1 protein-coding gene is annotated in these 16,680 nt (G+C 69.3%); it reads left to right on the top strand.

Features of this window, described 5'->3' with window-relative positions; all coding sequences use genetic code 11:
* Positions 1–209 precede the first annotated feature (209 nt).
* A complete protein-coding gene (locus tag ACFW6D_RS00700) occupies positions 210–16,673 on the top strand; it encodes an amino acid adenylation domain-containing protein (RefSeq protein WP_379323339.1) in 16,464 nt (5,487 codons plus the stop codon).
* Positions 16,674–16,680 lie beyond the last annotated feature (7 nt).

Raw genomic sequence — 16,680 nt, 5'->3', positions numbered from 1 at the left:
ATTTCGGGCTGATTCGGTCTTGGCGGCGGTAAACAAACCGGTCATGTGGTCGCGACACCGTGACATGTGGTGTCATGGTCGCCGAACGCCCCGATATCGACTCCTTTCTTGCTTGTTCGACACTGGTCCGCCCCCGGTAGACCGAATCCGACAGGGTTCGTGGGTCATCGCAGAGCTGTGGGCCGGATAGTGAAGGACGTTGTACTCGAATGCGTGAACCCCGTGAAGCTCGTCGTGCGCCACGCGGTCGAGGCACTCGGAAGTCGAGTACTCCCCTGTTCACCCAGCTGCTGACGGCGGCGGTCGACACCGCGGGCGATGCGGTTGCCGTGGCCTACTCCCCCGTCGACGGTGCTCGTCGTGAGCTCACCTACACCCAGCTCGACGGGTATTCGTCGCAGCTGGCCAGGGTCCTGCTCGAGCGAGGAATCGGCCCCGGCGATGTCGTCGCGCTCGGATTCACCCGTTCGATCGAATCGGTGGCGGCGGTGTGGGCCGTGGCGAAGACCGGCGCGGCCTACGTTCCCGTCGATCCGGCGCTGCCCGCGGAGCGGATCGCCTACCTTCTCGAAGATTCCGGCACGATTCTCGGCCTCACCGGCACAGCACACCGCGAGCAACTGGGCGAGTCCGTCGAGTGGCTCGACGTGGACGCCCACCGTGACAGCATCGCTGCGCGCCCGGCCCACCCGATCTCCTACCTGGACCGTGTCCGCCCGCTGACCGATCAGCACCCGGCGTATGTCATCTACACCTCGGGTTCGACGGGCCGTCCCAAGGGCGTTGTCGTCACCCATACCGGTCTCGGCGCCCTGGTCGCGGCGGCCAGGGAACGCTATTCGGTCGGTGCGGGCGACCGCATCCTGCACGTGTGTTCGCCGAACTTCGACGTCTCCGTGCTCGAGCTGCTGCTGACCTTCAATGCCGGTGCCACGCTGGTGATTTCGCCTTCGACGGTGTTCGGCGGCCATGAGCTCGCCGAGCTGTTGCGTCGCGAGCGGGTGACCCACATGCTGATCACCCCGGCGGCCTTGGAATCTGTCGACGCGCACGACCTCGACGCGCTGCGGGTTGTCGTCGTGGCAGGCGACGCGTTCAGCTCGACCCTCGTCGACCGCTGGGCGAGCAACCGCGCCTTCTTCAACGGCTACGGCCCGACCGAGGCCACCATCCTCGCCACCGGCACCACCGAACTACTGCCCGGTGCGCCGATCACCATCGGTGCCGCCTTCCCCGGTGTCGGTGCGACAGTGCTGGATTCGCGGCTGCGCCCGGTTCCCGCGGGCGTGGCGGGTGAGCTGTATCTGTCCGGTCCCGCTCTGGCCCAGGGGTACCAGGGCAGGCCCGCCCTCACCGCCGAACGTTTCGTCGCCTCACCGTTCACCAAGGCTCGCATGTACCGCACCGGTGACCTGGTCCGACGTACCGCCGACGGCGATTTCGAATACCTCGGCCGTTCCGACTTCCAGGTGAAGATCCGCGGTTTCCGCGTGGAGCTCGGCGAGATCGATGCGGCCCTCACCGCCCATCCCGCGATCGAGTACGCGGTCACCCTCGGCACGAAAGCCGACTCGGGCGCGACCGTATTGGTGTCGTATGTGCTGCCCTGCCATGGCATGTCGATCGATACCGACGACGTGGCCCGTTTCGTCGGCACCTCGCTGCCCGGCCACATGGTGCCGACCATATTGATGACCCTCGACGAGATCCCACTGACCCCCAACGGCAAGCTCGACCGAAACGCGCTGCCCGCACCGGTTTTCGGGCAGATCGGTTCCCGCGCGCCCGAAGGTCCGGTCGAGACCGCCATCGCCGAACTGTTCACCCAGATCCTGGGTCTGGAGCAGATCGGGGCCGAGGATTCGTTCTTCGCCGCTGGTGGCGACAGCATTCTGTCCATTCAGCTCGTGTCGCGGGCGCGCAATGTCGGCATCTCGTTCACCCCGCAGGCGGTGTTCGAGCACCGGACCGTCGCCGGGTTGGCGCGGGTGGCGGTCCTCGGCGCGGATTCTGTGCCGACGCTGGCCGAATTGCCCGGCGGCGGTGTGGGCGAGATCCCGTTGACGCCGGTGCTGGCCGCCTCGGTGGCCGGTGGTCGGGTGTTCGGCCGGTTCACCCAGCAGATGGTGCTGGCCCTGCCCGCCGATATCGATCGAAATGCCCTGGTGGACACCCTCACCGCGGCGATCGATCACCACGACATGCTGCGTTCGAGTCTGCGCCAGGTCGACGGGCAGTGGCAGCTGCACACCCTCGCGCCGGGTGCGGTGGATGTGAACGACCTGCTCACCCGGGTCGATGTCCCGGAGGGCGCCGTCCTCGGTGACTTCGCCGACGCCGCGATGGAATCGGTGCTGGCCGCGCTGGATCCGCAGGCGTACCGGATGATCGGCTTCGCCTGGCTGGTTCGCGAGGACGGCCCGGACGGGCTGGTCGTCGCGGTCAACCACGCGGCGATCGACGGTGTTTCGTGGCGAATCCTGTTGTCGGACTTGGTCGCCGCCTGGGCGCAGTCCGGTCAGCGTGTCGTACTTCCCCCGGTCGGCACGTCGTTCCGTCGGTGGGCGCACGGTCTGACCGAGGTGGCGACGACCAGGCGCGAGGAACTGACGCACTGGCAGCAGACATTGTCGGTGCCCGACCCGCTGCTGGGTGAGCGCCCGCTCGGCCCCGCCGATACCGCGTCGACGGTGCGCACCGTCAGTGTCGAAGTGCCCGCCGACGTCACCCAGGCCGTCCTGACCGACCTGCCGACCCGGTACCGCGCCGGTGTCGAGGACGGTCTGCTCGCCGCCCTGGCGATGGCCGTGCGCACGTGGCGGGCTCGCCGTGGTGTCGACGCGCCCGCGACCCGGGTCCGCTTGGAGGGCCACGGCCGCGAGCAGTCCGCGCTCGACGGCGCTGATCTGACCCGCACGGTCGGCTGGTTCACCAGCATGTACCCGGTCGCTCTCGACCTGAGCGAGATCGACAACGACGCCGCATGGCACGGTGGCAGCGCCACGGCCGCCGCGGTGAAGGCGATCAAGGAACAGCTGCGTGCGGTGCCGGACAAGGGCATCGGTTTCGGCATGCTCCGCCATCTGGACCCGGAATCGGCGCCCCAGCTCGCGGGGCCCTTGGGTCAGGTCGGCTTCAACTACCTGGGCCGTATCTCCGCCGGTGATGCCGCCGACCACAGCTGGCTGCCCACCGCCGACTGGGGTGAGCCCGTCGCGAAGCAGGACCCCGCGCTGCCCGCCGCCGCCGTGATCGACATCAACGCCCTCGCGACCAGCACCGACGACGGTCTGCAGTTGCGTGCGTCGTTCTCCTACGCCTCGTCGATCCTCGACGAGGAATCGGTCCGCGAGCTGGCCGACGACTGGACCGCGGCCCTGACGATCCTCGCCGACCACCTGCGCGACCCCGCAGCAGGCGGTCTCTCCCCCGCCGATGTCCCCCTGGTCCAGGTCACCCAGGCAGAGCTCGACCGCTGGCATCGCGAACGCCCGAACCTGACCGATGTGTGGCCGCTGGCGCCGTTGCAGCTCGGTCTGATGTTCCTGGCCCAGGTGTCCCCGGCCGACCCGTATCTGGTTCAGCTGGCTGTCGAGCTGGCGGGCGAGGTCGACACCGATCGTCTGCGCCGGGCAGCGCAGTCGGTGCTGGACCGGCACGCGATCCTGCGCACCGCGTTCGGCTCGTCGACGGCGGGCACCCCGGTCGGTTTCGTGGCCGAGGGTGTCACCGTGCCGTGGCACATCGTCGACACCGAGGACACCGACGCCGAGCACTTCCTGGCCGCCGAAGCGCGGATCGGTTTCGAGCTCTCGACCGCGCCGCTGCTGCGCTTCACCCTGTTCCGCCGCGCCGACGGCATGCACCTGGTGTTGACCGCGCACCACCTGCTGGTCGACGGCTGGTCGATGCCGGTGCTGATGCGGGAACTGCTGCTCTGCTACGCCACCGACGGCGCCCCCGCAGTCCTGCCGCGCGTGCGCCCCTACCGCGACTTCCTTGCCTGGCTCGCCGACCAGGACCGCTCCGCCGCGTTGCGGAACTGGCGCGAAGCGCTCTCGGGCCACGAGCCGACCCTGCTCACCGCCGCGGTCACACCCCCGACCGAGCAGGCCGAGGGCCACGGCACGTGCACGATCGACCTGTCACCGGCACAGGCCAAAGAGCTGGCCACCTGCGCCGCGGCCAATGACGTCACGGTCAACACCCTGTTCCAAGCGGCGTGGGGTCTGGTGCTGGCCGGCGCGGTCGGCCGCGACGACGTCGTCTTCGGTGCCGTGGTCTCCGGCCGCCCGCCGCAACTCGACGGCGCCGACAGCATGGTCGGCCTTTTCGCGAACACCATCCCCGTGCGAGTCCGCTACAACCCGACCGAACCGCTGCGAAACCTGTTGTCGCAGTTGCAGTCCGAGCAGATCGCCCTCCTCGACGGTCACCACCTCGGCCTGGCCGACATCCAGCGCGCCGCCGACGCGGACGAACTGTTCGACACGCTCATGGCCTACGAGTCCTACCCCGTCGACACCGAAGGGTTGCAGCGCGCCCACGGCTCGATCGACGGCCTCGAGATCGTCGATATCAAGGCCGCCAACGCCACGCACTATGCGGTGGCGGTCGCGGTCGAAGTGGGTGCGGGTATCCGTGTCGGTGTGCAGTACCGACTCGACGTCATCGACCCGACCGTCGCGCAGGCACTCGCGAGCCGATTGCGCACGACCCTCGACACCTTGGTCCGGACACCGGATCGCACAGCCACCCAGCTACTGGACACGCTGGACCGGCGCGACGACCCGATCGCGGAATCCGCCTACTGGCGTTCGGTTCTGGCGAACCTGCCGCAGGGATCGAACCTCCCGACCGATCGCCCGCGTACCGCGATTCCCGTCACCGCCGACGCGCGCGTCGAGTTCGAGATCCCCGCCGACCTCCATCAGCGAATGACGGATTTCGTTCGAGCGCGCGACACGACGGTGTTCAGCCTGGCACACACGGTCTTCGCGGTGCTGCTCGCCCGGCTCTCCGGTGCCGAGGACATCGCGATCGACACCGCGTGCCCGAAGTCCGCGGACGCGCACCTGGTGTTGCGCCTGCCGGTACGTGGCGGCGATTCTGTCGATGAACTGCTGGCCGAGGCGGCTGGTGTCGCCCGACGAGCGTTCGCGCGAAACGGTATGTCCTGGACGCCCGATGGTGCGGTTCGCGATGATTGGCCACGGGTGCGGTTCGTGCTCGGACCCGAGCCGCACACGGCGCCGTGTGATCTCGTCCTGTCGTTGCGGGTCGACCGGCAGGACGATGCCGACAACGCTGCCGCCGGACCTATCACCGCCGAATTCGCCTACGCCAGTGCGTTGTTCGATCACGAGACGGTCGAGGTCTTCGCCGAACGACTGGTCCGGCTACTGACCGCGGCCCTCGAGCACCCGACGACCCCCGTCGGTGACCTCGTGCTCCTCAGTGCCGCGGAGGAGGCGACCGTGACCGCACGGGCCGCCGCCGCCACGACCGGCCCGACGCTGTTTCCCGACCTGGTCGCGCGCGGTGGCGCGCTGGGCCGGGACCGGATCGCGGTCCGACACGACGGACAGTCGATCACCTATGGCGAGCTCGCCGAGCAGACCGCCCGATTCGCCCGTGAGCTGATCGCCCGCGGTGTCGGTCCCGAAGTCGCTGTCGCCGTTGTCCTTCCCCGATCGTTCGACCTGGTGGCCGCCGCATTGGCGATCACCGCGGCGGGTGGCGTCTATGTGCCGATGGATCCGCGCAACCCCGCCCAGCGTCTGCGCCATCTGATCACCGATTCGGGTGCGGCACTGGGCATCACCGCGACCGCGCACCTCGAGGATCTGCCCGATGACCTCACCTGGCTGACCATGCACGACCTCGGCCGAGCTGCCCTCGCGCACCCGGCTACCCCGATCACCGACGCGGACCGTCTCGCACCGTTGCGCGTGGACCACCCTGCCTACATCATCTACACCTCCGGTTCCACGGGCCTGCCCAAGGGTGTCACCGTGACCCCCGCCGGTCTGCCCGCGCTGGTCGACGAGGCGGTCCGGCGGTGCCGTCTCGGGTCTGATCACCGTGTCCTGCACGTCTGCTCGCCGTGGTTCGATCCTTCTGTGCTCGAGTGGCTCAGTGCCTTCTCGACGGGGTCGACGCTGGTCGTTGTGCCCGCCGATGTCGTCGGCGGGATCGAGCTCGCTGATCTGCTGGCGGCCGAGTCCGTCACCCATGCGATCATCACGCCCGCCGTCCTCGGCACCGTCGACCCCACCGGCCTCGACGCCTTGGAATCACTGTCGGTCGGTGGCGATGTCACGACACCGGAACTGCTCGCGAAATGGCAGCCCGGTCGCCAGTACCTCAACGGCTACGGCCCCACCGAGACCACCATCTTCTCGTCGTATGCCGAACTGGTCGCCGGTCGACCCATCACCATCGGCAATCCCGTGCAGGGCACGCACGCGATGATCTTGGATGCGCGCCTGAACCCGGTGCCGCCGGGGGTCGTCGGCGAGATGTATCTGACCGGTCGCGCGCTGGCTCGCGGCTACCGCAATCAGCCGACGACGACCTCGGCGCGCTTCGTCGCCGACCGTTGGGGTGCGCCCGGGGCCAGGATGTATCGCACGGGCGATCTCGTGCGGCTACGCGCCACCGGCGAGATCGAGTACCTGGGCCGCGCCGACACCCAGTTGAAGATCCGCGGCCTGCGGATCGAACCGGGCGAGATCGACGCGGTCCTCGTCAGCCATGACGTGGTCGATTTCGCGGTGACAGTGGGGCGAACAACTCCCGCCGGCTCGACCATGCTGGTGTCCTATGTCCTTGCCGCGCAAGGACATACGGCGGATCCCGTGGCGCTCACCGAATACGCCACCGCTCGACTGGCCGCACACGCGGTGCCGTCGGCGATCGTCGTGCTCGACGCTCTTCCGTTGAATGCCAACGGCAAGATCGATCGCAACGCCCTGCCCGAACCGGTTGCCGCGACCCAGCCCGCGGTCGAACCGGTGGGTGCGATGCAAACGCGACTGGCCGAGCTGTTCGCCCGTGTTCTCGGTGTCGAGTCGGTCGGCGTGAACGACTCGTTTTTCGCGGTCGGTGGCGACAGCATTCTGTCGATCCAGCTGGTGTCGCTCGCCCGCGCCGCGGGCATCGTCTTCACGACCCGCGATGTCTTCGAACACCGCACTGTCGCGAAGCTGGCCGACATCGCCGCTGCCGGCGACAGCCCGACTGCGCCGATTCTGACGGAACTGCCCGGTGCCGGCGTCGGTGAGGTGGCGTTGACGCCGATCCTGGCCGAGTACCTGAGCGCTGGTTCGAGTGACCGCTTCGCTCAAACCATGGTCCTCGCGCTGCCCGATGACATCGATCGCGCGGGGTTGGTCGCGACGATCGGTGCGGTGCTGCGCCGACACGACATGCTGCGTTCGCGCCTGCGCCCCGACGGTGACGACTGGCGGTTGGAGGTATTGGCACCGCACGTCGTCGACGTGGATTCGCTGATCACCGAGATCGACGCGCCCGACCCCGCGGCCTGCGCCGAATCCGATGCGCTGACCCGAATCGGCAGCGCGGCAATGGATTCGGCGCTGTCTGCGCTGAGCCCCGCCGATGCCCGCATGATCGCCTTCACGTGGATTCGCCGACACGGTGCCCGGGACCTGCTCGCGGTTGCCGCCCACCATTACGTCATCGACGGGGTTTCCTGGCGAATCCTGCTGCCCGATCTCGTCGTCGCCTGGGCTCAGCGCGCAGCCGGCCAGGAGATCGTCCTGCCTGCGGTCGGGACTTCGTTCCGCCGCTGGGCGCACGGTCTGTCCACGGTGGACCGCACTGACGAACTCGACTACTGGCAGCGGGTTCTGTCCGCTCCCGATCCATTGCTCGGTGACCGCCCGGTCGACCGTCGTCTCGACACCGAGGCGAGCGCGAGGTCGATCACGGTGCGGATTCCCGCCGAGATCACCGAACCGCTGCTCACCACATTGCCCGCGCAGTACCGTGCGGGCGCCGATCATCCCCTGCTCGCGGCCCTAGCGCTGGCGGTGCGGGTTTGGCGTGCCCGCCGCGGCGTCGACGCACCGACCCTGCGGGTGCGACTCGAGGGACACGGTCGCCAAGAGGAAGCCGTCCCGGGTGCGGACCTGACCCGCACCGTCGGCTGGTTCACCACCGTCTACCCTGTCGTGCTCGACCTGTCCGCCGTCACGCCGTCCACCTTCGACGACGAAGCGCTGGCTGCCACAGTGCGCACCGTCAAAGAGCAGCTCCTGGCGGTACCCGACAGCGGGATCGGTTTCGGCCTGTTGCGCCGACACCGGGATTCGCGGAACCTGTTGTCGGGCAACATCGGTCAGATCGGCTTCAACTACCTGGGCCGGGCCACGACCGCAGGTAGGCCCACCGACGACACCGCCTGGCTCCCCACCGACGACCTCGGTGGCATCGAGGTCGACTACGACCCCACCTTGCCCGCGCACACCGTCGTCGACATCAATGCGATCGCCGTCGCCACCGACTCCGGTCTGCAACTACAGGCGGATTTCCGCTACGCCACCGGCATTCTCACCGAGTCCGAAGTCCAGGAACTGGCCGACGACTGGACGAGCTGGCTCACCGCCCTGGCCGACCACACCGTGCACCCATGCGCGGGCGGTCTGACCCCGTCCGACGTTGCGCTGGTACAGGTTTCACAAGATGACCTGAACACCTGGCGACGAGACCACCCGGACCTGTCCGACGTCCTGCCGCTGTCGCCGCTACAGCATTCCCTACTCGCCCTCGGCGACATGCTCGACGAATCGGTCCACGCCTACGTCATCCAGCTGATGGTCGACATGACCGGCGACCTGGACACCGACCGCCTCCGCCGAGCCGCCGCGACCGTCCTGGCCCGCCACGCCAACCTGCGCGCGGCCTTCGTCAACACCCCCGACGGCACCCCCGTCCAGCTCGTCGCCGACGCTGTCGAAGCACCGTTCCGCATCGTCGAAGCCGCCGACGAAGACCTCCCCGCCCTGCTGGCCGCCGATCAGCAAGCAGGCTTCGACCCGACGATCGCGCCGCTGCTGCGGTTCACCGTCTACACCACCGGAACCGGGCGCAGTCTGCTCGTCCTGACCGGCCACCACATCCTGCTCGACGGCTGGTCCATGCCGCTGCTGATGAAGGAACTGCTCGTCCTCTACGCCACCCACGGCGACGCGACCCCGCTCCCGCCGGTGCGCCCCTACCGTGACTACCTCGAGTGGCTGACCCGTCAGGACCGCACCGCCGCCGAGCGCGCCTGGTCGGAGGTCCTCACCGGTGTGCGCACGACCATGCTCGCCCCCGAGCTGACGTGGCCGCCCGCGACCGACACCGGCTACGGCCTGTGCGAGTTCGAACTCGACGCCGCCCGAACCTCGGAACTGACCGCCTTCGCCGCGGCCACCGAGGTCACCCCGAACACCGTGTTCCAAACGGCCTGGGGTCTGGTCGTGGCCGCGAGCACCGGCCACGACGACATCGTCTTCGGCGCCACCATCTCCGGACGTCCCCCGCAGCTCGACGGTGTCGGCGACATGATCGGCCTGTTCGTCGACGCGGTCCCCGTGCGCGTGCGCATCGAACCCACCGGCGATGTCGGCGACCTGATCCGCGCCGTCCAGGCCGAGCAGGCGTCCCTGCTCGATCACCACCACCTCGGTCTCGGCGCGATCCAGCGGGTCGCGGGCCTTGGCGAACTGTTCGACACCATGCTCGCTTTCGAGTCCTACCCCATCGACGTCGAAGGCCTCCAGCAGGCAGGCGGCGCGCTCGCCAACCTGAGCATCGACGACCTGCAAGGCGCCGATCACACCCACTACCCGGTGACCGTCCTGGTCTTCCTCGGCGCCCGCACCCAGGTCCAGCTCAAATACCGCCGCGACCTCGTCTCCGACGCGGTGGCCGAAGCGGTGACCAACCGCCTCCGCACCGCCCTCGACGCCCTCGTCGCCACCCCGAACACTCCCGCGACCCGCATCACCGAGCAACTGGCCACCGACCCGACCGACCCGATCACCCGGTCCCGCTACTGGCGCCGAACCCTGGCCGACCTGCCATCCCGCCTGGCATTGCCCACCGACCACCGCGTCGCGCGGCCCATCGGCGATCACCACACCCCCCGTTCGCTCGCGAAGAACGCCCGCCCCCTCGATCACCGCCCCCACAGCAAGATCGAGCACACGGGCACACACGGCCGCACCCGATTCGCGATCCCGCCGACAGTGCACCGCGACCTGCGCCACCTCGCCGATACCGCGAACGTGAACCTGCCGACCCTGGTCCGCACAGCCCTGTCCGCACTCCTCGCACGACTCACCGGCTCCGACGACGTCGTGATCGCGACGTCGAACCCAGACCTGTTGCTACGCACGGCAATTGATCCCAACCTGCCGTTCGTCGAGCTGCTGTCGCCTGCCTACCGCACCGAAACCCAGGCTGTCGCGCACGCTGGCATCCCCCTCACGGACCTAGCCGATCTGCTCGACGTCGACCCGAGTTCCCTGGGACAGTTCTGCCTCACGTACACCCACCACGACCGAGTGACGAGCACCGACTCGCCGACGAACCCGCCAGCAGCCCAGGTCGACCCGCCATCGGCGATCACCTCCGATTCCGGCACCGAGCTCGCCTTATCGGTCACCGAGTCCAAGTCCGGCATGTCGATCGACATGTCTTTCGCCCGCACCCTTTTCGACGACCACGAAGCCGAAACCTTCGGCAACCGCTTCGTCCGGTTCCTCACCACGATCACCGACCGACCCCACACCCCGACCGGCGACCTCCCGCTGACCGACCACGCCGAATACACCTTCCTGACCCGTCTCGGCGACGGCCCGGCCCCCTCGACAACCGGCACGCTGCCCGCCCTCCTGGTCCGCGGCACCGGTTTCGGCCAGCACCGAATCGCAGTGCGCGACAACGGCACCGACTACACCTACGGCACCCTCGACGCGGACTCCTCCAGCCTGGCGCGCCTTCTCATCACCGAAGGAATCGGCCCGGAAACAGTAGTGGCCTGCGCGATCCCGCGTTCCTACGAGTCGATCCTGACCCTGTGGGCCATCGCCAAAGCAGGCGGCGTCTACCTCCCCGTCGACCCGAACTACCCCGAAGACCGGGTCCGCCACATGCTCGCCGACTCCGGCGCCACCGTCGGCCTCACCGTCGCCGCACACGCGCACGGCCTCCCCGGAGCAGCGCGCTGGCTGGTCCTCGACGACCCGGCAGTCCAGGCCCGCAGCGCCGCGAACGCCTCGACCCCGGTGCGCGACCGGGACCGCCGAACCCCCCTGCGCCGCGCCAACACCGCGTACATGATCTACACCTCCGGCACCACCGGCGTCCCCAAGGGCGTCACGCTCACCCACGCGGGTTTGGGCGCGCTGGTGGCCCACTCCGCGGCCCTGATGCGCCTGCGCCACGACCACCGCATGCTGCACGTGTGCTCCCCGAGCTTCGACCAGTCGATCGAGGAGATCTGCACCGCCTTCCACCAGGGCGCCACCCTCGTCATCGCCCCACCCGAGACCCTCGGCGGCGCCGACCTCGACGACCTGCTGCGCACCGAGCAGGTCACCCACACGATCATCACCCCCGCCCTGCTGAGCACCCTCGACCCGGCAGCCCTGCCCGACCTGCTGTGCGTGTCGGCGGGCGGCGAAGCCACCACCCCCGACCTGCTGTCCACCTGGCAACCCGGCCGCAGCTTCCTCAACGGCTACGGCCCCACCGAGGCCACCATCGGCGCGACCTACGCATCCCTGAACGTCGACGACCGCGTCACCATCGGTCGCCCCGTCCCCGGCGTGCGCGCGGTAGTCCTCGACGCCCGCTTGCACCCGGTGCCCGTCGGCGCCAGCGGCGAGCTCTACCTGGCAGGCCCCGCACTGGCCCGCGGCTACCGTGGCCGCAGCGCCGCCACCGCCGACCGTTTCGTCGCCTGCCCCTGGGCCGAACCCGGCGAACGCATGTACCGCACCGGTGACCTCGTGCGCTGGGTCCACGGCGACACCTGTGAACTGGAATACCTGGGCCGCACCGACTTCCAGATCAAGATCCGCGGTTTCCGTATCGAACCGGGCGAGATCGATGCCGTCCTGCTGCGCCACCCGCAGGTGAGTTTCGCGCTCACCCTCGGCGCCGAGAACCCCGCCGGGGAAACAAGCCTGGTCGCGTATGTGACCGGCCGCGATATCGATCCCAGCGCCCTCACACGCTGGTCGTCATCGATGCTGCCCGCCCACATGGTCCCCGCGGCCGTGGTGGTCCTGGACCGCATCCCGCTCTCGGCCACCGGAAAGATCGACCGAACAGCCCTGCCCGCACCGGAATTCACCACCCGCGCCTACCGTGAACCCGCACCGGGCCTGGAGCGAACGGTCGCCGAGATCTTCGCCGAGGTCCTCGGTGCGCACCGGGTGGGCGCCGACGACAACTTCTTCGACCTGGGCGGCAACTCCCTGCTCGCCACCCGCCTGACCGCACGCCTTGGCGCCGCAGTCGACATCCGGGTGCCGGTCCGTGTGCTGTTCGCGGCACCGACGGTCGCCGAATGCGCCACCGAGCTCGCCGGTCTGACCCGCGCCGCCAGCCGCCCCGTCCTGCGGTCCCAGCCGCGCCCCGACCACATCCCGCTCTCGCCTGCCCAACAGCGCATGTGGTTCCTCAACCGTTTCGACACCGGCACCGCCGCCTACAACATCCCCGTCGTCCTGCGCCTGACCGGCACCCTCGACACCACCGCGATGCAACAGGCGTTCGCCGATCTCCTTGCCCGCCACGAGATCCTGCGCACGGTCTACCCCTCCACCGACCACGCACCGGCCCAGGTCGTCCTGCCGCCGGACCACCCGGACGTGCCCCGCCTGGAAGTCACCACGCTGAACCCGGCGCAGAACACGAGCGACACCACAGCACGACCCGTGGCGTGGCACGACCTCTCCCCGCGCGACCTCCCGCCCGCCGACGACGTGACAACCGCAGTGACACACCTGGTTTCGACGACGTTCGACGTGACCACCGAAGTCCCCCTGCGCGCCACCCTGTTCGAACTCGCCCCCGACGACTACGTCCTGGCCATGGCGGTCCACCACATCGCCGGTGACGGCTTCTCCGGCGGCCCCCTCACCCGAGACCTGGTCGTCGCCTACACCGCCCGAACGCAAGGGCAAACCCCCACCTGGGCACCGCTGCCCGTCCAGTACGCCGACTACGCCCTCTGGCAGCAAGCCCTGCTCGGCGACGAAACCGACCCCACCTCCATGGCGGCCGCCCAGCTCACCTACTGGCAGCAAGCCCTCGCGGACCTGCCCGACCAGCTCGAACTACCCCGCGACCGCCCACGCCCGGCGATCCAGTCCTACGCGGGCGGGCGGGTGCCGTTCACCATCGACACCGCCACCCACGCCGCCCTCACCGAACTGTCGCGCACCCACGGCGCGACCCTGTTCATGGCCGTCCACACCGCCCTGGCCGTGGTGCTCGCCGAACTGTCGGGCACCACCGACATCGCCATCGGCACCCCCGTCGCGGGCCGCGGCGACGCCGTCCTCGACGACCTCATCGGCATGTTCGTCAACACCCTGGTCTTCCGCACCCGAGTCGACCCCGCCGCGAGCTTCGCCCAACAGCTGACCCGTCAACGCGACACCGACCTGGCCGCCTTCGCCAACGCCGACATCCCGTTCGAACGCCTGGTGGAAGTCCTCAACCCGGCCCGCTCCACCGCCCGCCACCCGCTGTTCCAGGTCGGCCTGTCGTTCCAGAACCTGGCCGAGGTCCGCATGGACCTGCCGGGCACGAGCGTGTCCTCGGTCGAGCTCGACCGGGAACTGTCCCAGTTCGACCTGCACCTGATCATCGCCGACCGCTACACCGCCGAGGGCTCGCCCGCCGGCATCACCGGCTACTGCACCTACGCCACCGACCTGTTCGACGCCGCCACCGTGCAGGGATTCCTGGCCCGGCTCACCCGCCTGATCACGGCCGTGGTCACCGACCCCGGCGCCCCACTGCACACCATCGACCTGCTCGCCCCCGCCGAACGAACCCAGATCCTCGACACCTGGAATCAGACTGCGCGCCAAGCAGATCCGACATCGACGCTGGTGTCACTGTTCGACGCCACCGTCTCCCGCAGTCCCGACGCGGTAGCCCTCGTCGCCGACGACACCCGCCTCACCTACGCCGACTTCGACGCCCGAGTCAACCGCCTGGCCCGCTACCTGATCGCGGCAGGCGTCGGCCCGGAAACCCGAGTGGCACTGGCGATGCGGCGGTCGATCGACCTGGTCGTGGCGATGTACGCGGTCGCTACCGCGGGCGGCGCCTACGTCCCGATCGACCCCGATCAACCCGCCGCACGCACCCGCTACATCCTCGACACGGCCACACCCCTGCTCGTCCTCACCGCCGCTGCCACCGCGTTCGACGCTCAGGCACCGACCGAAGCCGAGATCCCGGTGGTGTTCGTCGACGAACTGGACCTGGCACCACACAGTGCGGCCCCCGTCACCGACCGCGACCGCCGCACACCTTTGCGCCCCGCGAACACCGCCTACGTGATCTTCACTTCCGGATCGACGGGCCACCCGAAGGGTGTGGCCGTCTCGCACGCTGCGATCGTCAACCAATTGCGCTGGAAGACAACCGAATTCGACCTCACCGCACAGGACGCCGTGCTGCTGAAAACAGCCGCCACCTTCGACCTGTCGGTCTGGGAATTCTGGTCCGCGGCAGTCTGCGGCGGCCGCCTGGTCCTGGCGGCCCCCGACGGCCACCGCGACCCCGCCTACCTCACCGCCCTGATGCGGCGCGAAGAGGTGACGACCCTGCACGTCGTGCCCTCGATGCTCGACACCCTCCTCACCGAAAAGCTCCCGGCCTCACTACGCCGAGTCCTGGCCATCGGCGAAACCCTCCCGGCCGCCCTGACCCGCCGTTTCGCGGAAGTGGCTCCGAACACCGCCCTGTTCAACGTCTACGGCCCCACCGAGGCCACGGTCTCGATCACCAGCCACCGCGTGAGCGCCGCCGACACGACCACCGTCGCGATCGGCAGCCCGGTCTGGAACAGTCAGGTCTACGTGCTGGACGCACGCCTGCGCCCGGTCCCCGCCGGTGTGCCGGGCGAGCTGTACCTCGCGGGCAGCCAGTTGGCCACCGGTTACCTGGCCCGCCCCGACCTCACCGCCGAACGCTTCGTCGCCAACCCGTTCCACGCGGGCACCCGCCTCTACCGCACCGGCGACCTCGCCGCCTGGACCGCGCACGGCGAACTCCAATACCGTGGTCGCACCGATTTCCAGCTGAAGATCCGCGGCTTCCGTATCGAACTCGAGGAGATCGACGCCGTCCTCGCCACCCACCCCGGTATCGGCTTCGCTGTCACCGTCGGACGCGAGAACCAAACCGGCGCAACAGTCTTGGTGTCCTATGTCGTCGCCGCGCCCGGTCGTGACCTCGACGCCGACGCCGTGATCGAGTGGGGTGCCCGAGCCCTGCCCGCGCACATGGTTCCCACCACGGTCATGGTCCTCGACGCGCTGCCTCTGACCCACACCGGCAAACTCGACCGCGCCGCCCTGCCCGCCCCCGACCTGGTCACCCGCACCTACCGCGCCCCCGACACCGCCATCGAACACACGGTCTGCGACATCTTCGCCGACGTCCTGCACCTGGACCGCGTCGGCATGGACGACCACTTCTTCGAACTCGGCGGCACCTCCCTGAGCGCCACCCGCCTGTCCACCCAGCTCAGCACCGCGACCGCCGCGACCATCCCGGTCACCTGGATCTTCACCACCCCCACCCCCGCGGGCATCGTCGCGGCACTGCGCGCCAACGGTGCCGCCAGTGCGGGCACCGACGCCGCCTTCGACATCCTCCTGCCCCTGCGCACCGAAGGCGCCCGCGAACCCCTGTTCTGCATCCACCCGATCAGCGGCATCGCCTGGTCGTTCAGCGGCCTGGCCGCCCACCTCGACCGCCCCCTCTACGGCCTGCAGTCCCCGGCACTGAGTTCGACCGAGCCCCTTCCGGATTCGATCGAAGAGTGGGCCCTGCTCTACCTCAAGCACCTGCGCGCCGTGCAACCCGAAGGCCCCTACCACCTGCTGGGCTGGTCGCTGGGCGGCGTCATCGCCCACGCCATGGCGGTCCAACTGCAGGAAGACGGCGAAGAAGTGGCGGTCCTGGCCATGCTGGACAGCACATTGTCGTCAGCAGCCACCGCACCCACCACCGATGCCACCGTGACCACCGCCGACCTGCTCGGCGGATTCGCGGACACCGACTCCGACGACCCGGTCGATGCCCACCAACTCGCCCGAACCCTGTGCGAACTCTCCGCCCCCGGCGCCTCCCTCGACGCCGCCCGCATCGACCGCATCGTCAACGCCGCCACCGTCTCGGTAGCCCTCGACGCCGCCTACCACCCCCGACCGTTCGACGGCACCCTCGTCTACTTCACCGCAGCCCAGGACGACCCGACCGGCACCCACGGCGCGTCCTCCTGGTCCGGTGCAGTGACCGGCTCCGTCGACAACCACCCCGTGGACGCCACCCACTGGCGCATGACCGAGGACCGCGCGCTCGCCGTCATCGCCGACACATTGCGAACGAAGCTGGAGTGACCCAGGT

It is taken from the genome of Nocardia sp. NPDC058705, assembly GCF_042749305.1.
GTDB lineage: Bacteria > Actinomycetota > Actinomycetes > Mycobacteriales > Mycobacteriaceae > Nocardia.
This window is presented reverse-complemented; position numbering and strand designations above follow the sequence as displayed.